This is a genomic window from Oerskovia sp. Root918, from assembly GCF_001428945.1.
Lineage (GTDB): Bacteria > Actinomycetota > Actinomycetes > Actinomycetales > Cellulomonadaceae > Oerskovia > Oerskovia enterophila.
Genome location: NZ_LMJG01000001.1, coordinates 551,080 through 572,348 on the forward strand (window position 1 = coordinate 551,080; position 21,269 = coordinate 572,348).

At 76.8% G+C, this 21,269-nt stretch carries 8 protein-coding genes; all 8 read left to right on the plus strand.

Annotated features, from left to right (window positions below; genetic code table 11):
- Positions 1-45: 45 nt before the first annotated feature.
- The 8 genes from ASE27_RS02435 to ASE27_RS02470 are packed head-to-tail and all read left to right on the plus strand — an operon-like array spanning position 46 to position 21,188.
- Positions 46-1,074 carry an ABC transporter substrate-binding protein gene (locus ASE27_RS02435; RefSeq protein ID WP_056645321.1) on the plus strand — a complete coding sequence of 343 codons (1,029 nt, stop codon included), beginning with the start codon at positions 46-48 and terminating at the stop codon, positions 1,072-1,074.
- The gene (locus tag ASE27_RS02440; RefSeq protein ID WP_056645326.1) at positions 1,074-4,583 is read left to right on the plus strand and encodes a non-ribosomal peptide synthetase; all 3,510 of its coding nucleotides are present in this window, start codon (positions 1,074-1,076) and stop codon (positions 4,581-4,583) included. Before ASE27_RS02435 ends, ASE27_RS02440 begins: the two co-directional genes overlap by 1 nt.
- Positions 4,580-13,453, plus strand: coding sequence for a condensation domain-containing protein (locus tag ASE27_RS02445; RefSeq protein ID WP_056645328.1), 8,874 nt, complete (start codon positions 4,580-4,582; stop codon positions 13,451-13,453). The genes ASE27_RS02440 and ASE27_RS02445 overlap by 4 nt, the downstream gene beginning before the upstream one ends.
- Complete coding sequence (locus ASE27_RS02450) at positions 13,450-17,556, plus strand: non-ribosomal peptide synthetase (RefSeq protein ID WP_056645331.1); 4,107 nt, start codon at positions 13,450-13,452, stop codon at positions 17,554-17,556. The genes ASE27_RS02445 and ASE27_RS02450 overlap by 4 nt, the downstream gene beginning before the upstream one ends.
- Positions 17,557-17,559: 3 nt before the next feature.
- Positions 17,560-17,814 carry an MbtH family NRPS accessory protein gene (locus tag ASE27_RS02455; protein WP_056645334.1) on the plus strand — a complete coding sequence of 85 codons (255 nt, stop codon included), beginning with the start codon at positions 17,560-17,562 and terminating at the stop codon, positions 17,812-17,814.
- A complete protein-coding gene (locus tag ASE27_RS02460) occupies positions 17,811-19,259 on the plus strand; it encodes an MFS transporter (protein ID WP_056645337.1) in 1,449 nt (482 codons plus the stop codon). The genes ASE27_RS02455 and ASE27_RS02460 overlap by 4 nt, the downstream gene beginning before the upstream one ends.
- Positions 19,256-20,212 carry a siderophore-interacting protein gene (locus ASE27_RS02465; RefSeq protein ID WP_082608413.1) on the plus strand — a complete coding sequence of 319 codons (957 nt, stop codon included), beginning with the start codon at positions 19,256-19,258 and terminating at the stop codon, positions 20,210-20,212. The genes ASE27_RS02460 and ASE27_RS02465 overlap by 4 nt, the downstream gene beginning before the upstream one ends.
- Positions 20,205-21,188: a thioesterase II family protein gene (locus tag ASE27_RS02470; protein ID WP_162259207.1), complete on the plus strand. Its 984-nt coding sequence runs from the start codon at positions 20,205-20,207 to the stop codon at positions 21,186-21,188. The genes ASE27_RS02465 and ASE27_RS02470 overlap by 8 nt, the downstream gene beginning before the upstream one ends.
- The last annotated feature ends 81 nt before the right edge of the window (positions 21,189-21,269 follow it).

The window sequence follows — 21,269 nt, forward strand, 5'->3', positions numbered from 1 at the left end:
CCGGCCCACCGCTTCACCAGCAACCCACCTCAAGGAGAACCCCGCATGTCCAGCTCCCGATCCCTCACCGCCGCACGAGGCACCCGGACCTCCCGCGCCACCGCCTGGCTGGTCGTCCCTGCCCTCGCCGCGGTCCTCGCCGTGGGCGGGTGCGCGGGCGGCACGTCGCAGGCCGGCGAGCCCGCGGGCTCCTCGGCCGAGGCCGGCACGCGCACGGTCGAGACCGCGTTCGGTCCCGTCACGATCCCGACGGACCCGCAGAGCGTCGTGGCGCTCGAGGGTGGCACGGGGCCGCTCCTGGAGGCCGGGATCGTGCCCGTCGCGACCGCGGACGGCGACTGGGCCGACTCGTTCCTGCCCGCCGAGCACGAGCAGGTCGCGGACCTGCCGATCGTCCTGGGCGCGGACGGCTGGGACTACGAGAAGATCGCGTCGCTCGAGCCGGACCTGATCGTCGGGTTCGTGCGCGGCGGCAAGGAGGAGGAGCTCAGCGCCGAGAAGAAGGCCGACTTCGACAAGCTCTCGCAGATCGCCCCGACCGTCCTGATCCGCGCCACGGGCTCCGCCACGGTCAAGGACGCGTCGGTCGAGATCGCGACGGCCCTGGGCGCGGGCGAGGAGGCGGAGGCGACCAAGGCCGCGTACGAGGCGCGCGTCGCCGAGATCAAGGAGACGTACGCAGACGTCATCGCGGCCAACACGTTCGCGGGCCTCGACTCGTTCGAGGAGGTCACGGTCTACTCCCAGATCTCGTGGCTCGGGGGCATCCTCACCGACATCGGCGCCCCGCTGCCCGCCGTCGTGGCCGAGGAGACCACCGAGAACGGCGCCTTCCTGTCCTACGAGCAGCTCGGCCAGGTCGCCGACGCGACGGTCGTGCTCCACGAGCAGACGGTCGACGGCGCTCCCGGTCCCGGCGCCGAGGAGCTCGCCGCGGCCGCGACCTACCAGTCGCTCCCGGCCGTGACCGCGGGGCACGCGTACGGCATCCGCTACTTCTTCGCGGACCGCTACAGCCTGGCGCTCGACGTCCTCGACCAGCTCGAGGTCGTGCTCGAGGACCTCCAGGCCTGATGACGACGCCCTCCGCCCCCGACCTCCTGGCCGCGCCGGCTCTCGTCCCCGGACCCCCGTCGGCGCGCTCGGGCGCGCCCGTGGTCGGTGCCCTCGACGTGTCCACCCGGACGCGTGAGCCCGCGGGCCTGCCGCTGACGACCGCGCAGCTCGGCGTCGTCGGCGCGCAGCTCGTGCGGCCCGGCACCACGGCGTACGCGGTGGGCGAGGTCGTCGAGATCTCGGGCGACCTCGACACCGCGCTGCTCGCGCTCGCCGTGGAGATCGTGGTCGGGGAGACGGAGGCGCTGCGCACCTCGTTCGAGGTGTCCGACGGCGTCACGCAGGTCGTGCACCCGGCCGGCGGTCCCGGTCCCGGTCGGGCGAGCGCCCCCGCGGGCGTGCCGTCCGGCGGGGTGCGGGTCCTCGATCTGTCGGGGGAGCAGGACGCCCGCGTACGGGCCGAGGCGCTCGTCGAGGCCGACCGGGTGCGCCCGTTCGCCCTCGACGCGCCCGGCCTGGCGCGTCAGGCGATCGTCCGGATCGACGCCCGCACGGTGTGGTGGTCGGTCGTGGTGCACCACGCGATCCTCGACGCGTACGGGATCACGCTCGTCCTGCGCCGCGTCGCCGAGGTCGTCAGCGCCCTGGCCGCGGGGCGCGCGGTGGGCCCGAGCCCGTTCGGCGCGGTCGCGGACGTCGTGGCCGAGGAGGAGCGCTACGCGACCTCGCCCGAGCGTGCGCGCGACCGGGAGCACTGGTCGTCCCGTCTCGACGTCCTGGGCGCCGCGGGGCCGGGCAGCTTCAGCGACGGGCCCGTGGCGGGCAGCCCCGAGGCGAGCGACGCCGTGGTGCGCGTCGTGCACGAGGCGGGCTGCGCCGTCGGGCCGCTCGAGGAGGTCGCCGCGCGCTCCGGCGCCGGGTGGCCCGACGTCGTCGCGGCCACGTTCGCCGCGCACCTCGCCCTGGTCTCCGGGCGGCGCCACGTGGGCGTGGGCATGCCCGCGATGAACCGCATGGGGTCGGTCGCCGCGATCGTCCCGACCATGCGCGTCAACGTGCTCCCGGTCGTGGTGGACGCCGCCCCCGGGCAGCGGATCGACGCGCTCGTGGCGCAGGTGCGCGAACGCGTGGGCGAGCTGCGCCGGCACGGGCGCTACCCCGCCGAGCAGATCGCACGCGAGGCGGGCGCGGTCGTGACCGCGGCCGAGCTCAACGTCAAGCTCTTCGACCACGACCTGCGCTTCGGCGCCGCGACGGGCCGCCTGCGCACCGTGGCCGAGGGACCGGTCGACGACCTCGCGGTCTCGGTCGTGCGCGTCCCCGGACCGGACGGCGACGAGCTGCGCCTCACGGGCACCGCGCCCGCACACCTCTTCACGCGGCCCGACGTCGCCGCTCGCCTGGGCGAGCTGGCGCACCTCCTCGAGAGCGTGGGTCGGGCCGCGCCCGGTGCGCGCGTGGGCGGCCTGGGGCTCGCGGCACCCGCGACCGAGCGTCAGATCGTCGCGGGCTCGACCGGGCCCGCGCTGCCCGGAGGCGCACTGCCGTTGCTCGCGGGCGAGCTGTTCGACCGGGCCGTGGCCCGGCGCGGCGAGGCCGTGGCGCTCGTCGCGCGCGAGACCTCGACCTTCCGTGCGCTCGACGAGGCCGTCGCGCACCTGGCCGGGCGGCTCGTCGCGGCCGGGGCCGGGCCCGAGACCCTCGTCGCGATCGACCTGCCGCGGGGCACCGACTACGTCGTGACCCTGCTCGCGCTGCACCGCTGCGGGGCCGCCGCCCTCCTGCTCGACGACCGGACCCCGCCCGCGCGGCGCCTCGCGCTCGTCGACCGGCACGGGGCGCGGATCGTGGTCGCTGCCGAGACCGCTGCGGCCGGGGCTCCGGCGGGCCAGGGCCACCGCGCGGGGCGCGACGACCTGTGGGCGGGGCGCGACGTCGTCGGGCCGCGCGGGGACGCCGCCTCCCACGGGGCCGCGCCGCTGCGGCGGGTGCTCGACGTGCCCCGCGACGCGCTCGCCTACGTCCTGCACACGTCCGGGTCCACGGGCGAGCCCAAGGCCGTCGGGATCAGCCACGGCGCGCTCGCGCAGTTCCTCGCGCACCACCAGGAGCACGTCGTGCCGCGCGTCGAGGACGGGGTGCAGCGCGTCGCGCAGACCATGCCGCTGGTCTTCGACGGCTCGTGGGACACGCTGCTCGCGCTGCTGCTGGGGCACGAGCTGCACCTGCTCGACGTCGAGCAGTACCGCGACCCCGACACCCTCGTGGACCTCGTCGTGTCGCGCGGCATCCACCGGATCGACCTGACCCCGACCGTCATGGCGGCCGTGGTCGAGGCCGGGCTGTTCGCGCGCGACCACTCCCTGCGGACCGTGTCCGTGGGCGGCGAGGCGTGCCCGCCCGCGCTGTGGACCACGCTGCGTGCGCAGCCCGGGCTCCGGGTCCTCAACCTCTACGGGCCCACCGAGTACACGGTCGACGCCGTGGGCGCGAGCGGCACCGACGCCGACCAGCCCGTGATCGGGCGGCCGCTCAGCGCGACCACGGCCCTGGTGCTCGACCAGCACCTGCGCCCCGTGCCCGACGGCGTCGTCGGCGAGCTCTACCTCTCCGGACCCCAGCTCGCGCGCGGCTACCTGCGTCGCCCCGACCTCACGGCCGAACGCTTCGTCGCGTCGCCGTTCGGTGAGCCGGGGGAGCGCATGTACCGCACGGGAGACCTCGCGCGCCGCGACGCAGAGGGGCTGCTGCACTACGTCGGGCGCCGAGACCACCAGGTCAAGATCCGCGGGTTCCGCGTCGAGCCCGGCGAGACCGAGGCCGCGCTGCTCGCGCTGCCCGGCGTCGTGCAGGCGACGGTCCAGGCACGGCGGTCGGCCCTGGGGGCGCGGCTCGTGGCGTACGTGGTGGCTCCCGGACCGACGGGGGACGCGCTGCGCGCGGCGCTCGCCGACGTCCTGCCCGAGCACCTGGTGCCCGCGGCGGTCGTGGTGCTCGACGCGCTGCCGCTCACGACCAACGGGAAGCTCGACGTCGGTGCCCTCCCGGAGCCCGCGACGGGACCGGCACCGACGGTGACGGGCTCGCCCGCCGAGGGGGACCCGCTCGCCGGCTCAGGGCGACCGGACCTCCCGGCGACGGTGACGGACGTGACCCTCGCGTTCGCCTCGGCGCTCGACGGCGCCCCCGTCGCGCCCGACGCCGACTTCTTCGCCCTGGGCGGCGACAGCATCCGCGCGATCCACGTCGTGGCGCGGCTCCGCGAGAAGGGGTGGCGCTCGAGCGTGCAGGACGTGTTCGAGCAGCGCACCGTCGCGGGGGTCGCCGCGCGGCTGCGCCCGCTCGCGACCGATCCCGCCCGGCCCACCCGCTCCGCAGACCCGCAGGCCTCCGGACCGGCCGGGGCCGGGGCGCTCGGCACCACCCAGGACGCGGCGGCGCCGCTCCTCGACCTCGCGCCCGGCGACCTCGACCGCCTGGGCGCCCTCCTCGGCGACCGCCGACGCACACGGAAGGCACGACCATGAGCTCGACCGAGAGCATCGAGGCCGTCTGGCCGCTCACGCCCCTCCAGCGCGCGCTGACCGCGCACGCGGGGCTCGCGGCCGACGGGCAGGACCCGTACGTCGGCCAGACCCTGGTCGAGCTCCGTGGACCGCTCGACGGGCCCGCCCTGGAGCGGAGCCTCGACGCGCTGCTCGGGGCGCACCCGAACCTGCGCGCGGGGTTCGCGGTCGACGACGACCTGGACCCGGTCCAGTTCGTCCCCAGCCAGGCCACGGCCGAGGTGGTCTGGTACGACGCGGCGGGTCCGGGCGTGGCGGACAGAGGCGTGGCGCGCGCGGAGCAGGGCGGTGGGGGCGACGCCGAGGAGGGCGCTCCCGGGGCGGACCGTGATCGCGCCCTGCGCGACGCGACGCGTTCCGCCGCCGCGGCCGAGCGCTCGCTCACGTTCGACCCGGCCGACCCCCCGCTCGTGCGGTTCGGGGTCGTGGTGCTCGGCGCGGAGCACCACGTGCTGGTCGTCACGAGCCACCACCTGGTGCTCGACGGCTGGTCCATGCCGCTGCTCGTGCGCGAGGTCGCGCGGCTCTACGGGGCCGAGCTGGCCGCGGAGGGCGACGAGATCCCACCCGCCCGTGGCCGGTTCGTCGACCACCTCGTGTGGCTCGGGAACCAGGACCCCGACGCGGCGCACGCCCACTGGCACGAGGCGCTCGCCGACGTCGACCTCTCGCGGTGGCCCGAGGCCGCGACGTGGTCGGCGGGCGACGTCCCCGAGGACGCCTTCACGATCCACCGGCCTCTCGGCGCTGCGGCGGTCGAGGCGGTCCGCGCCGGGGCCCGGGCGCAGGGCGTCACGTCGGCCACGCTCGTCCGCGCGGCCTGGGGCCTGACGGTCGCCGCCCACGCCGGGACGACCCACGCGACCTTCGCGGTCCCGGTCGCGCTGCGCAGCCCCGAGGTCGAGCACGCCGACGAGATCGTCGGGATGCTCACCGAGTCCGTCGTCGCGCGCGTCGACGCCCACGCCGCGAGCTCCCTCGGCGTCGTCGTGGCCGACCACGCCCGTCGATGGAACGCGTCCTGGGACCACCAGCACGTCGGGCTGCGCGGCATCCAGGCAGCGGCGGGCACCGAGACGCCCGTCGCGACGACCCTCGTGTCGTTCGAGCAGGCGGCGAGCGAGGGGGTGGTGGCACCGACCGTCGTCGGCCTCGACCCGCTGCACCTGCGCGTGCTCGCGACGCACGACGCCACGCACTTCCCGCTCACGCTCGCGGTCGACGCAGGGCCCGACACCTGGGGCCTCGCGCTCGACGCCCACGCGTCGGCCGTCACGCGGACCGGTGCCACGGACCTCCTGGCGACGTTCGAGCGCATCCTCCTCGCCGTCGCCACGACCCCCGCGGCACGGGTCGCGAGCCTCGACCTCGTCGCAGGGAAGGGGCGTGCGGCGGAGGTGTCGCGGAGGGCGGCCGAGGCGCTCGCCGTGGCCGACGCTGCGGGAGGCGATGCGAGCCCTGAGGCGTCCCGCGTCCCGAGCGCGGCCCCCGCGACCCGCCCTGCGCTCGTGACCGAGGTCCTGGCCGACTCGATCGCACGCCACCCGCACGCGGGCGCGCTCGTCGTCGGCGACCAGCGCTGGACGTTCGCCGAGCTCGACCTCGCGATCACGCGGGCCGAGCGTCGCCTCACGGCGTGCGGGGCGCGCCCGGGCGACGCGCTCGCGATCGACCTGCCGCGCGACGAACGCATCGTCCACGTGATCCTCGCGGCACTGCGCCGCGGCCTGGCCGTCACGCCGCTCCCGCACGGCGCGCCCGAGCGGCGCGCGCACGTCCTGCGGCTCAGCGGGGCACGCCTCCTGTGGGACGAGGCCGGGCCGCGCCCCCTCGCCACGGCGCCGGCCCCCGCGCCCGCCCGCGAGGCGACCGACGCGCCCGGGGCGGGCTCCGCCGTCGGGCCCGACGACGCGCCTGCGGCGGGCCAGGCTGCCGGGGCGCGTGCCGCCGTCGGGCCTGAGCTGCCGCCCGCGCCCGAGGCCGCGACCCTGCGCGCGTGCGTCGGCAGCATCATCTTCACCTCGGGCTCGACGGGCGAGCCCAAGGGCGTGGCCGTGGGGCAGGACGCCCTCGCGCACCTGCTCGAACGGCACCGCACCGAGCTCTACCCGCCCGGCGAGCGCCTGCGCGTCGCGCACACCGCGGCCTTCTCGTTCGACGCGCACTACGACGCGTTCCTCGCGCTCGCCGCAGGGCACGAGCTGCACGTGCTCGACGAGGACGTGTTCCTCGACCCGGTCGCGCTGCGCGACTACGCGACCGAGCACGGGATCGACTACCTCGACTTCACGCCGACCGTCTGGGGCGCGCTGCTCGCGGGCGCCGAGTGGGCGCGCCTGCCGCGGATCTGCGTCGCGGGCGGCGAGGCTTTCGGGCCAGCGCTGTGGACGCAGATGCGGGCGCTCGCGGCGCCCACGGGCGCACGCGTCGTCAACCTGTACGGGCCGACCGAGGCGACCGTCGACGCCCTCGCCGCGGACGTCGCGGACACGGCCGAGCCGGTCGTCGGGCGACCCGTGGGACGCACGCAGGCCGTGGTGCTCGACGCCGCGCTGCGCGAGGTCCCGGCCGGCACCGTGGGCGAGCTGTACCTCGCGGGACCGCAGCTCGCCGAGGCGTACCTGGGGCGGGCGGGCCTGACCGCGAGCCGGTTCGTCGCCCGTCCCGGCGGGGTCCCGGGGGAGCGCATGTACCGCACGGGAGACCTCGCGCGCCGCGCCGAGGACGGCACCCTGAGCCTGCTCGGGCGCAACGACGACCAGATCTCGCTGCACGGGTTCCGCATCGAGCCGGGCGAGGTCGAGCAGGCGCTCGTCGCGCTCGACGGCGTGGCCGAGGCCGCGGTCGTGCTCGCCGAGCACCCGCGGTGGGGGAGCAGGCTCGTCGCGTACGTGACGGGTGGCGGGCCGCTGGATCCGGACGCCCTGCGCGCCGCGGCGGCCGAGCGCCTCGCGCGGCACCTCGTGCCGACCGCGTTCGTCGTGCTCGACGCCCTGCCGCTCACGCGACACGGCAAGCTCGACCGCCGCGCGCTGCCCGCGCCCGACTGGGACGGGGCACGGACGTCCGGGGGTGGTGCGGGCCGGGCCGGCGCGGCGTCCGTCGGCCGGTCCGCTGCCGAGTCGACCCCCGTCGAGGCGCAGGTCCACGCGGCCGCCGCCCGTGTCCTGGGCGGGGACGGCGTGGGCCTCGACGAGAGCGTCTTCGCGGCGGGGGGCGACAGCATCGACGCGCTCCAGCTCGTCGCGGCGCTGCGCCGCGAAGGGCTCGTCCTGACGCCCGCGGACCTGTTCGCGGCGCGCACGCCGCGCGAGATGGCGCGGCGTGTCCGGCCCGACGGCGTCGCGTCCCCGGGCACGTCGGTCGCCTCGGGCTCGGGGCGCGCCGGGGCGGGCGGTGCTGCCGACGTGCTCGTGCCGCTGACCGCCGCGCAGGCCGTCGCATTCGACGAGCACGTGCGTGCGGCCGTGCCGGGGGCGACGCGCGTCGACGACGTGCTGCCCCTGACCCCGACCCAGCTCGGCATGGTCGCCGAGGCGGCCCGCGACACGGCCGACGCCTACCGCACGACGACCCGCTTCACCGTGACCGGGCCGGGCGAGGACGGAGGCGCGCTGATCGCGGGCGCGGTGCAGACGCTCGTGCGCCGGCACGCGAACCTGCGCGGCGCCGTCCTCCAACTCGACCTGCCCGCGCCGGTCTTCTTCGTGCCGGATGCCGCCCGGGTGCCCGTCACCGAGCACGACGGCCGGGGGCTCGACCCTGCCGGGCTCGCCGTGCTGCTCGACGACGTCGACCTCGCCGAGCGCTCGCGCCTGGGCGACCTGTCGCTCGCACCGCTCGTGTCGGCCGCGATCGTGCGGACGGGCGAGGACGAGCACGTGCTGGTCCTCGCGATGCACCACCTGCTGACCGACGGCTGGTCCGTGCCGCTGCTCGCGGCGGAGCTGCGGGCGGTGCTCGCCGGGGAGGCCGGTGGGGACGCCGGCGGGGAGAGCCTTGCGGAGACGGGCGAGCCGTCCTTTCGCGACTACCTGGTGTGGCTGCGCGACGCCGAGGCGGGGCGCGACGAGGTCGAGGACCTGTGGCGGGCCGAGCTCGACGGGGTCGACGAACCGTCGCTGCTGGGGGTGCACGGGGTGCCCGGGGGGCTCGTTCTGGAGCCGCCGAGGGGGACGGACGCGCCCGCCGAGGGGGACGCGCGCATCGTCACGCCCGTCGCGATCGACGCGCAGGGCCTGCGTGCTGCGGCCCGCCGTGCCGAGGTCACGCCCGCGACGGTCGTCCAGACCGCGTGGGGCCTCGTCGTCGCCGCGCTGACCGGGCGCCCCGAGGCCGTGGTCGGCTCGACCGTCGCGGGCCGGCCGACCGACCTGCACGGCGCCGACCGCATCATCGGGATGTTCGTGAGCTCGTCGCCCGTCCGGGTCCCGGCCGGTGCGCACCTGACCGCGGACCCGCTGCTCCAGGACGTCCAGGCGCGCCAGGCCCGCCTGCTCGACGCTCACCACGTGGGGCTCCCGTCGATCGCACGGATCGCGGGCCACCCGCTGTTCGACACCCTCGTGGTCGTCGAGAGCTACCCGCGCGGGGACCGGACGGTCGCCGTCGGCGAGCAGGGCGGTCGCCCTCGGGAGGTGGGCTCGTCGCCCTCGGCGGGCGAGTCCGTCGCCGTCGTCCCCACGGGCGGCCACGACGCGACGCACTACCCCGTGACCGTCACGGTCCTCCCCGCGCCTGACGGTGACGGGCTCACGCTCGAGATCGAGCAGCGCCCCGGCGCGCTCGCCCCCGCGGTCGCGGACATCCTCCCGGACGCGCTCGCGAGCGCCCTCGAGCACCTGGCCCGCGGTGGCAGCCTCCCGACGTCGCACGACCTCGTCGGGACGGTGCGCGTGCCTCGACCGACCCCGGCCGGAGCGACCGTCGACGCGCTTCCCCGCGCGACGACCCACCACGGCGCGCGTGCGCACGGCCGCACCCCCGACGAGGGCGACGCGAGCGCCCGGGGGATCGACGCCGTCGGGCCGGGCGAGCGTCCCGTGGAGGACCGCACCGAGCGCGTCCGCGCCGAGGTCTCCCGCGTGCTCGGGGCCGAGGTCACCCCCGCGACCGACTTCTTCGCCGCGGGCGGAGACAGCATCAGCGCGATGCAGCTCGTCGGGGCGCTGCGTGGGCGGGGGCTGGTCGTGACGGTCGGCGCGGTCTTCGCGGGCCGCACGCCCGCGGGGATCGCGGCGGCAGCGACCGAGACAGCGCCCGCACCGTCGCCGGCGACCGCCCGCGCGCGGGACGGGCTCACCGAGCACGGCGACCTGCCCCTCACGCCCGCGCTCGCCTGGCTCCTGGAGAGCAGCGGCGACCACCGCGGGTTCGTCCAGGTGCGCGTCCTGCGGACCCCCGCCGACTTCACCGAGGCCGCGCTCCGGGCTGCGCTCGCGGGCCTCGTGGCGGCGCACGGCGCCCTGCGTCTCGCGGTGCACGACGGCGGCGCGCGCGTCCTCGACGTGGCCTCGTCCGAGGCGTCGGGCGACGTCCTGCGCCTCGCCGGCGGCTCCGGAGGGCCCGTGCTCGACGAGGCGCTGCGCGGCGCGGCGGCCGAGATCGACCCGGCGACGGGCAGGGTGCTGCGCGCGGTGTGGGACCGGGACGCGCGCGAGCTCGCGCTCGTCGCCCATCACGTCGCGGTCGACGCGGTCTCGTGGCGCATCCTCGTCGACGACCTGCGGACGCTTGCGGCGGGCGGCGCCCTGCCTCCCGCGTCGGCGAGCCTGCGGGCCGCCGCGGCGGCCATGCACGACGAGGCGGCCCAGCGGGTGCCTGAGCTGCCCGCATGGCTCGACGTGCACGCCGGGCCGGCCGTCACGCTGACGGCCCGCCCGCTCGACCCGGTGCTCGACACCGTGGCCACCGCGCGCGAGGTCGTCGTGCGCCTCGGGGCGGACGACACCCGGCTCCTGCTGGGGCTCGCGCCCGAGCACCGCACCGACCACGTCCTGCTCGCGGCGCTGTCGCTCGCGGCGGGCGAGGTCGTCTCCGCGGGCGGGGGCGCCTCGGCGGGCGGGATCCTCCCGCCGGGCGAGACGCGCCGCGGCGGGCCACGCACCGGTGGGACGACCGACGCCGAGCTCGTGGTCGAGAGCGAGGGGCACGGGCGACGCCTCGACGGCGAGGGGCCCGACCTGTCGCGGACCGTCGGCTGGTTCACCACGACCTGGCCCGTCCGGCTGGCTGCGTCACCGGGGGCCGCGGCGTCGGCCCACCTGCGGGCCACGGCGCGCCAGGCCGCGGCGGTCCCGGGCGACGGGCGTGCGTACGGGCTGCTCCGGCACGTCGCCCCGGTGGCGTCCGCGGCTCTGCGCGAGGTCGCGGCGGCCTGCCCGCCGCAGGTCCTCGTCAACTACCTGGGACGCGAGACCGAGAGCACCGAGGACTGGGGGAGCGCGGCCGACGCCGCGCACGTCGAGTCCGCGCTCGACCTGCACGCCGACCTGCCGTCGTCGCACCCGGTCGAGCTCAACGCGTACGTGGTCGACGGCCCGGACGGCCCCGAGCTCGTGGCGCGCTGGCTGCTGGCCCCGGCGGTCGACGGCGAGCCGTCACCCTCGGCAGGCGCGTCGGACGCCCTCGACGGACGGGGCGGTCACCTTCGGGGCGCGGGGGCGTCGCCCTCGGCGGGAGGGGTCGGCGACCGGCTCGTCGAGGGGTGGGGCAGGCACCTGCGTGCTCTCGTCCGAGAGGCCTCGACCGAGGTGGCAGCGGCTCCGGCGCTCCCCACGGGCACCCCCTGGCCGCTCACGCCCGTGCAGCGCGGCATGATCCTGCACGCGCTCGAGGCACCCGTCGACCGGTACACGAGCGCGGTCGACGTGGGCCTCGACGGGCCCCTCGACGTCGCCGCGCTGCGCGCCGCCGCAGCCGACGTCCTCGCGGCCCACCCGCAGCTCCGCCTCGCGGTCGCGGCCCGCGGCCCCGAGGACCTGGGGCTCGTCGTCACGGACGTCACCGAGGTCCCGCTGCGCGAGATCACGCTGCCCGACGGCGTGGCTCACCTCTCGCGTGCTCCGCGAGATGCGGCGGACGGGGGTTCGAGCGGGATTCTGACCCCCGTTGGCCGCATCTCGCCGGACGGGGTCGGCCGTGGACCGGTGGCGGCGTACGCCGAGATGATCGCGCTGCCCGGCGCCGCGCACCACGACGCCGCACATCCAGTTGCCTCGCGCGCCGGCGCCGCGTCACCCGGCGCCGCCCACCACGACGTCGCACACCCTGACACCGTGCGCCGCGCGCTCGACGAGATCATGGCCGACGAGCTCGACCGCCCCTTCGACCTGGCACGACCACCCTTGCTGAGGCTCGTCGTCGTCCACCTCGGAGCCCACGAGGGGGCCGGCCACCGGCTCGTCGTGACGAACCATCACGTGCTGCTCGACGGCTGGTCGGTGCCGTTCCTGGTCGACCTCCTGCTCGGCGCGTACGCGCGGCGCGTCGGTGCACCCGCGGGAGCGGCGCCGTCGGGCCTCGACGGCCTGGTGCCGCCGACCCCCGGCGCGGCCTGGCAGCTCTCGCGACGCCTCGCGCGGCGCGACGTCGGCGCGGTCGACGTGTGGCGTGACGCCCTGGCCGGGGTGCGCCCCGTGCGGGTGGCCGAGCCCGAGGACACGGGCGAGCGGCCGACCGTGCTGCACGCGGCCCCCGACGGCCTGGGCGACCGGCTCGTCCGGTCGGCGCGTGCCGCGCAGGTCACGCCGGCCGACGTCGTGACCACGGCCTGGGGGCTCGTGCTCGCGGCCCTCACCGGGGAGCGCGACGTGCTGACCGGGACGACCGTCGCGGGCCGGCCCGCCGAGATCGAGGGCGCGCACTGCGTGCCCGGGATGTTCGTCAACACCGTGCCCGTGCGGGTCCCGGTCGGGGGACCGGGCGCCACCCCGGGCGGGGGCTCGTCAGACGACGGGAGCGACGACGGCGGACGCGCCTGGACCGTCGCCGACCTGGTCCGCGCGGTCCACGAGCGGCAGGCGCGCCTGCGCGACGTCGACCACGTCGCGCTCGCGGACGTGCAGCGGGCGCTCGGGGTCGGCGAGCTGTTCGACACCCTGCTCGTGGTCGAGAACTACCCGCGCGACGCCGACGCCCAGCCGGGCGCCGCGGCCGGCCTGCGGATCACCGACGTCCAGGGCGACGACCGCACGCAGTACCCGCTCGCGCTCACGGTCGACGCGTCCGAGGGGCTGAGCGTGCAGCTCGACCACCTGACCTCGGTACCCGCCGACCGGGCGGCTGCGGCGCTCGCGGCCGTCGTCGAGGTGATCGGCCTGCTGGCCGACGCACCGGGGACTCCCGTCGAGGACGTCCTCGCAGGGCTCGCGGAGCGGTATCCCGCTCTGCGCGAGGGCCTCGCCGCGGTGCCGCTCAGGGCGGGGACCCCACCGGAGAGGGCGCCCGGGGAACCGGACGGTACTCCGCCCGCGAGACTGCCCGCGAGCCCGCCCGTCCTCGTCGTCCGCGAGGTCTTCGCCCAGGCCCTGGGCGTGCACGACGTGGCCGACGACGACAACTTCTTCGCCCTGGGCGGCGACTCGATCGTGGCCATGAAGGTCACGACGACGCTGCGTGCGCGGGGCTGGACGGTCGACCCGCGGTCGGTCTTCGCGGCGCCGACCCCGGCGTCGCTCGCGCTGCGCGCCCGCCCCCTGGACCAGTTGTCAGAAGCACCCCGGGCCATACCCCGGTCACCTTCTGACAGCTCCCCGCTCGTCTCCCCGCTCCTCGCGATGTCCGCGAGCGAGCTCGGCGACCTCGACGACCTGATGAGGAACCTGACATGACCACGACCGACGAGCGCACCGGCCCGGCCCCCACAGCCCCCGCCCCCACGATCGCCGAGGTCCTGCCCCTCGCCCCGCTCCAGGAGGGCCTGCTCTTCCACGCGGTCTCGGAGGACACGGGCCTGGACGTCTACACCATGCAGTCGACGTACCGGTTCCCGGGCGGCGTCGACGAGCAGGCCATGCAGCGGGCGTGCGAGTCGCTCCTGCGGCGGCACGCGGTCCTGCGAGCGGGGTTCGCGCACGAGCGCTTCGCCCGCCCGGTGCAGTTCGTGCCGACCGCGGTCACGGTCCCGTGGCGCGTCCAGGACCTGGACCACCTGGCGCCCGACGAGCGCACCACCGCGCTCGACCGGCTCCAGTACGACGAGCGTCAGCGCCGCTTCACCATGGACCGCCCGCCACTCATCCGCTTCGTGCTCGTGCGGCTCGGCGAGCAGGGGGCCGCGCTCGTCGTGACGAACCACCACATCCTGCTCGACGGCTGGTCCGACGCGCTGCTCGTGACCGAGCTCCTGCGGCACTACGCCGCGGGCGGCGAGGACCTGGGCCTCGCGCCGGCCCCGCAGTTCCGCGAGTACCTCGCGTGGGTCGCCGCGCAGGACGCGGACGCGGCGGCGAGCGCGTGGGACGTCTCGTTGTCGGGCCTCGCGGAGGGGACGCTCGTCGCGCCGCCCGACCCACGCCGTCGGGCCTCGATGCCCGACGTCGTCGAACGGGACCTCGACCCGACCCTCTCGCTCGCGGTCCTGGCCCTGGCGCGCACGTGCGCGGTCTCGGTCAGCACGGTCTACTCGGCCGCGTGGGCGCTCGCGCTGCGCTCGGTCACGGGGAGCGACGAGGTGGTGTTCGGCAGCACCGTCTCGGGTCGCCCGCCCGCGCTCGCGGGGGTCGAGGACATGGTCGGGCTGTTCCTCAACACCGTGCCCGTGCGCCTGGCGACGCGGCCCGGCGAGCCGTTCCGCGACCTGCTGCGGCGCTTCCAGTCGGAGCAGGCCGAGCTCATGGACCACCACCACGTGAGCCTGGGCGAGCTCCAGCGCCGCGCGGGCGTCGGGACGCTGTTCGACACGCTCTACGTCATGCGTAACACGCCCGAGGACGACGCCGAGCTCGACCGCCTCAGCGCGTCCGTGGGCCTCGAGGACGTCGAGGGCGGCGACGCCACGCACTACCCGCTGACGTTCGTGGTCCACCCCGGGCAGCCGTACCGGCTGATCCTGTCGCACCGCTCCGACGTCGTCGACGCTGCCCGGGCAGGCGCCCTGCTCGACCAGGTCGAGGCGGTCCTGCGCCGCGCGGTGGGAGACCCGGGCGCGCCGGTCGCCCGGGTCGCCGCGGTGCCCGACGACGTCGCTCCCCTCCTCGTCGCCCGCGGGGTCCGCGCAGCGCAGGACGTGGGCGAGGACTCGTTGCTCGACCTGCTGGACCGGGCCGTCGAGGCCCACCCGCAGCGGACAGCGCTGGTCCACGGCACCGACGCGGTGACGTTCGCGGGGCTGGGCTCGCGCATCGACGCGCTCGCGCGCGTCCTGTCCGCGGCGGGGGCCGGGCCCGAGGTCGTCGTGGCGCTCGCGGTGCCGCGCGGGATCGACTTCGTCGCCGCGCTGTTCGCGACCCTGCGCGCCGGGGCGGCGTACGTGCCGCTCGACGCCGCGCACCCGGCCGACCGGCTGTGCGCGGTCGTCGAGGCGGCCGGGGCCGGTGTCGTGGTGCTCGACGAGTCGTTCCGGGGGCTCGTGGGGCAGGTGCTCGCGGGCCGGGAGGTGGTGCCGGTGGTGCCGGAGGACCAGGCGCCGCCGCTGCCCGCCGGGGGCCATCCGGACCCGGCCCGCTGCCACGACCGGCCCACCTCCGGCCACGACCGGCTCGCGTACGTCATGTACACGTCGGGCTCGACGGGTGCGCCCAAGGGGGTCGCGATCGAGCACCGCGGGCTCGTCAACATGCTGCGCAACCACCGCACGGAGATCTTCGACCCGCTCGTCGCGTCGCGGCCGGTCGGCCTCCGCGACCAGCCCGTGCGCGTCGCGCACACGGTCTCGTTCGCGTTCGACATGTCGTGGGAGGAGCTGCTGTGGCTCGTCGACGGCCACGAGGTGCACCTGCTCGACGAGGCCGTGCGCCGCGACCCGCACGCCATGGCGACGTACTGCGCGACCGAGCGGATCGACGTCGTCAACGTGACGCCCTCGGTGTGCTCGGCGCTCCTCGCGGAAGGGCTGCTCGACGAGGGGCGTCACCGCCCGGGGCTCGTGCTGCTGGGCGGCGAGGCCGTGGGGGCCGAGGTGTGGGACGCGATCGCCCGGACCCCCGGGACCCGCGGCTACAACCTGTACGGCCCCACCGAGTACACGATCAACACGCTCGGCGGGGGCACCGACGAGAGCAGGCGCCCCACGGTGGGCCGTCCCATCGCCAACACCTCGGTGTACGTCCTGGACTCGGCGCTCGCACCCGTGCCCGACGGGACGCCGGGCGAGCTGTACGTGAGCGGGATCGGGCTGGCCCGCGGCTACCACGGGGCACCTGGGCTGAGCGCCGAGCGGTTCGTCGCCGACCCGTTCGGGGCGCCGGGCGCGCGCATGTACCGCACGGGCGACGTGGTGCGGCGCCGGCCCGACGGGCAGCTCGACTTCCTGGGCCGCAGCGACGGCCAGGTCAAGATCCGCGGCTACCGCGTCGAGCCGGGGGAGTCGCAGGCTGTCCTCGCGCGCGACCCGAGGGTCGCGCAGTGCGCGGTGGTCGCGCGCCCGGGCGCCGGGGGAGGGCACGTCCTCGTGGGGTACGTGGTGCTGGCCGGGCAGAGCCCGTCACGGGCCATGGCCGGCACCGAGGGTGACGCCGACCTGCTCGCCGACCTCCTGCGGACCATGCGCCGCACGGTCCCCGACCACCTGGTGCCCTCGGCGCTCGTCGTGCTCGACGAGCTGCCCCTGACGCCGCACGCCAAGCTCGACGTCCGGCGCCTGCCCGCCCCCGACCTCGCGCGCGCGGGCGGACGTGAGCCACGGACCGATCTCGAGCGCGAGCTGTGCGCGATCTTCGCCGAGGTCCTGGGCGTGGCGAGCTTCGCGGCCGACGAGGACTTCTACGCCGCGGGCGGCCACTCGCTCCTCGCGATGCGCGCGGTCTCGATGGTCCGCACGCGCCTCGGGCGCCCGCTGAGCGTCGGCGCCCTCGTCACGGCCCCGACGGTCGAGGCGATCGTCGCGCACTGGGACGCCCCCGAGACCGACCCGTTCGCCGGCACGCTCACGCTGCGTGCGCCGACGCCCGGGGGCGACGCCCCGCCGCTCGTGTGCCTCGCGCCCGCGGGGGGCCTGGGATGGTCGTTCGCGTCGCTCGTCCCGCACGTCCCGGCCGGGACCGCGGTGCACGCGCTCCAGTCGCCGCGCCTCGCGGGGCCCGACGGCGCCCCCTCCTCGCTCGTCGACCTCGCCGAGCAGACGGTCCGGTCGGTGCGCGAGGTGGCGCCGCGCGGGCCGTACCACCTGCTCGGCTACTCGTTCGGCGCTCACCTGGCGCACCTGGTCGCGACCCGCCTGCAGGAGGCGGGCGACGTCGTCGCGAGCCTGACGATGCTCGATGCCGAGGCCGTCGCGCCCGGGGCGCGCTCCGCCGTCGGGCCGGAGGATCCGTCGCCGTCGGCGGACGCGCACGCCGAGGAGGTCGACGCCCTCCGGTCGCTCCTCGCGGCCGGCGGCGTCGACCCCGACCTCCTCGCCGAGCCCACGCGCGACGACGTCCTCGACGTCCTGGCCGACGCGCCCGGCGCCTGGGGCGACCTGGACGAGGACGGGCTCGCCGCGGTCGTCGACACCTACCTGTACTCGTGCGAGCTCATGGGCCAGGCGCGCTACACGCCCTTCCGCGGCGACATGCTGCTCTTCACGGCCCAGGACACGGACCGCCACGACCTCACGGCCCAGCGCGACGCCTGGGCCCCGCACGTCACGGGCACCGTGACCCAGCACGCGGTCCTCGCAGGGCACCACGACATGGTCTCCCCGGCGGCGATCGGGCAGCTCGGCCCGGTCCTCGCACGGCACCTTCATCAGGCCCTTGCGGCCACCCGACCCAGCACCGACGAGAGGCACTGACCCATGAACCCCTTCGACGACTCCGAGGGCACCTTCCTGGTGCTCGTCAACGACGAGCAGCAGCACTCCCTGTGGCCCGAGTTCGCGGCCGTCCCGCCGGGGTGGGACGTGGTCCTGGACGCCTCGCCGCGCGCGGTCGCGCTCGCGTACGTCGACGCGCACTGGACGGACCTGCGACCGGCGAGCCTGCGCCGCGTGCTCGACGGCGCCCCGTCCGCGGGTCTCCCGGCCTCGCCTACCACGACGACGGCGACGTGAGCGCCCCGGGGCTGCTCTCGGGGCTCGCGCTGGACCTGACGCCGCTGCGCGCGAGCCGCAGCTTCCGACTCCTCTTCGCGGGGCGGGTCGTGTCGCTGCTCGGGCTCGGGATGCTCGTCGTGGCCCTGCCCGTGCAGGTCTACGCCCTGACGGGCTCGTCGCTGCACGTCGCGGGCGTGAACACGACGCTGGGAGTGACCGCGTTCGCGGGCACCCTCGTCGCGGGGGTCGTGGCCGACCGCACGGACCGGCGTCGCGTGATCCTGTGGTCGCGCTCGGCGGCGGTCCTGGGGTTCGTCGCGCTCCTCGTGAACTCGCTCGCCGAGTCGCCCTCGGTGCCCGCGATCTACGCGATCGCGGCGTGGGACGGTCTCGCGGGCGGGTTCAGCGTGGTCGCGCTCGCGGCGGCCGTGCCCTCGCTCGTGCCGCGCACCCAGCTCCCCGCGGTCGCGGCGCTCCAGGCGATCTCGCTCGACCTGGGCGCCGTTGTCGCCCCGCTCGTGGCGGGCGTCGCGATCGCGCACGGCGGGTCGAGCCTGGTCTTCGGGGCCGTCGTCGTGGCGAGCGTCGTGAGCCTGGGCTTCCTGGTCCGCCTGCCCGCGCTGCCGCCGGGCGGGGAGGACTCCCGGCGCGAGGAGTCCGTGCCCGACGGCGCCGCGTCCGCCGAGCACGCCGCCTCGCCCGGGGAGAGGCCCGGGGCGGGCGGGGCCGCGGCCGAGCCGCCGCCCGAGGCCGAGGTGGGGCTCGGTCCCGAGCACCGGCCCCGCCCGTGGGACGACATGGTCGAGGGCCTGCGCTTCGTCGCGACCGACCGCGTGGTCGGCGGCATCATCCTGCTGGGCTTCGTCCAGATCCTGTTCGCCTCGCCCCACGTCCTGATCCCCGAGCTCGTCGACAAGCAGCTCCACGCGGGCCCCGAGGTCGTCGGGCTGCTGTTCAGCGCCCCGGCCGTCGGCGCGCTCGTCGCGACCCTCACGAGCGGGTGGACGGGCCGCGTCCGGCGCACCGGCCGCCTGCTCCTGATCGTGTTCGCGGCCTCGGGCGCGGGCGTCGCGATGCTGGGCCTGTCCCAGTCGGTCGTCCTCGCCGTCGTGGCCATGACCCTGGTCGGCGCAGGTGACGTCCTGGGCGAGATCCTGCGGTTCACGCTGCTCTACGAGCGCACGCCCGACCACCTGCGGGGCCGCGTGAGCGCGCTGTGGACCGCGCAGGGCACCGCGGGCGACGCGCTAGGCGGGCCGCTCGTGACCCTGATCGCCCGGGCCCTCGGGGCAGGCGGCGCCGTGGCGCTCGGCGGGGCGCTCGCGGCCGTCGCGACGGGCCTCGTCGCCCTGATGGTCCCGGGCCTGCGCCGCGCGGTCACCGAGCCCGAGCCGGCCGACCACGAACCTTCCCCCCAGCCCGTCGACGCGAGCGTCGGCACCACCCGAGGAGAGAACGCATGACCAGCACCACGAGCAACCTCGCCGTCACGGACGACCAGCCCGCCGAGCCCGACGTCGTCGAGCAGGTCACGCTGCTGACGCACCCGCTGCGCCCGCGCCTGCTCACGGTCGCGGCCGTCGAGCGGATCGCCGCGCGCATGGTCCGGGTCCGTCTCACGGGGGAGGACCTCGCGGACTTCGTGACCGTCGCCCCCGAGGACCACGTCAAGCTCTTCCTGCCGACCGAGCCCGGCGGCACCCCGGAGATGCCCGAGGTGGTCGACGACCGCTGGGTCGGCGGCCGCCACCTCACGAGCCGCGACTACACGGTGCGGTTCTTCGACCGCGAGGCCCGCACGCTCGACATCGACCTCGTGCTCCACGAGCACGGCATCGCGGGCCGGTGGGCGGGCCGGGCGCAGGTCGGGGACCTGGTCGGGGTGCTCGGGCCGCGCGGCTCGTTCCTCGTCAACGACGTGTTCGACTGGTACGTCTTCGCCGTCGACGAGACGGCCCTGCCCGCAGCGGCCCGCTGGCTCGAACGGCTGCGCGCGGACGTGCCCGTGACGGTCTTCGTCGAGGTCCAGGACGAGGGCGACGTGCTGCCGCTCGCGTCGGCCGCGAGCCTCGACGTGACCTGGCTCTTCCGGGAGGACCGTGCGCCGGGGACCACTGCGCTGCTCGCGGACGCGGTGCGCGGGACCGACCTGCCCGCGGGCAACGGGTTCGTGTGGGTCGCGGGCGAGTCGCTGTCGATCAAGCCGCTGCGCCGCTACCTCAAGAACGAGGTGGGGCTGGGGCGCGACAACTTCGACGTCGACGGGTACTGGCGCAAGGGCGTCGTGGACCACGACCACCACGACGACGACACCGAGGCGCCGGAGGACTCGGCTGTACCGGACGCCGCCCTGCCCACCGGGAGCACCGCGGACGCCGGGTCGTCCGCCCCCGCGTCGGGACCGTCGGGTGACTGACGGTCCTCGGCCGCGCCACCCCGCACTGCGTGTCCTGGCCTCACCGGCCGGGGCGACGTGGCGCGTCGTGGTGTGCCCGCACGCGGGCGGCGCGGCGAGCTACTACCGGCGGCTCGTGGGTGCCCCTGATGCCCTTGGTGATTCGGGCGCGCCCGACGCACCGGGCTCTGCAGCCGGTGCCGGTGCTGCCGTCCCGCCCCCGACCGGTCCCTTCGCGACCTCGCCCGAGGTCGTGGCCGTGCAGTACCCGGGTCGCGAGAGCCGCTTCGGCGAGCCGCTCGCCCGCACCATGACCGACCTGCTCGCGGACGTGTCCGGCCCGGTGCGCGGGCTCCTGGCCGACGGTGTGCCTACGGTCCTGCTCGGCCACAGCCTCGGCGCATCGGTCGCGGCCCGGATCGCCGCGGGCCTCGGCCCGGACACGGCCCCGGACCTGCTCGTGGTCTCGGGTCGTGCGGCGCGTGCCGACCGTCCCGGGACCGCAGGCGACGCGGAGGAGGGGAGCGACGTCGTCGGGCCCGGGCCGGCCGCGCGCGACGAGGCCGCACTGCGCGCGTGGATCACCGCGCTGGGCGGGACCCCGCCCGAGCTGCTCGCCGACGACGAGTTCTTCGCGCTGCGCGCGCGCGTCCTGCGCGCGGACCTCGCGGTCCACGACTCGCTCGCGGCCACGCCCGGGGAGCCGGCCGACGTCACGGTGCCGCTCCTCCTGCTCGCCGGGTCCGACGACGTCGCGTCCCCGCCCGCGTCCGTCGCGCCCTGGGCCGCACGCGCGCGGGCAGGAGTCCGACAGCGGGTCGTCGAGGGTGGTCACTTCTTCGTCGGGGAACGGCCCGACGAGGTGATCGAGGCCCTGCGCGTCGCGCTGACCGCAGCCGTCGCGGGCACCTGTGCCGCGGACGCCGCGCGTCCGAGCGCCGAGGACCGGTGGGTGTGGTCGCGCGAGGCCGTCGCGAGCACGGGAGCGGGCTCATGAACGGCGGCACGGCACCGACGGGCGGCGGGGCGGCGGGCAGAGGTGCCGCTGCCGCACCTGCTGCGGCCCCCGCACCTGCTG

Coding starts and splice junctions, on each gene's coding strand:
- ASE27_RS02465 (WP_082608413.1), top strand. CDS start 19,256: ATGACCAGCACCACGAGCAACCTCGCCGTCACGGACGACCAGCCCGCC.
- ASE27_RS02440 (WP_056645326.1), top strand. CDS start 1,074: ATGACGACGCCCTCCGCCCCCGACCTCCTGGCCGCGCCGGCTCTCGTC.
- ASE27_RS02445 (WP_056645328.1), top strand. CDS start 4,580: ATGAGCTCGACCGAGAGCATCGAGGCCGTCTGGCCGCTCACGCCCCTC.
- ASE27_RS02450 (WP_056645331.1), top strand. CDS start 13,450: ATGACCACGACCGACGAGCGCACCGGCCCGGCCCCCACAGCCCCCGCC.
- ASE27_RS02455 (WP_056645334.1), top strand. CDS start 17,560: ATGAACCCCTTCGACGACTCCGAGGGCACCTTCCTGGTGCTCGTCAAC.
- ASE27_RS02435 (WP_056645321.1), top strand. CDS start 46: ATGTCCAGCTCCCGATCCCTCACCGCCGCACGAGGCACCCGGACCTCC.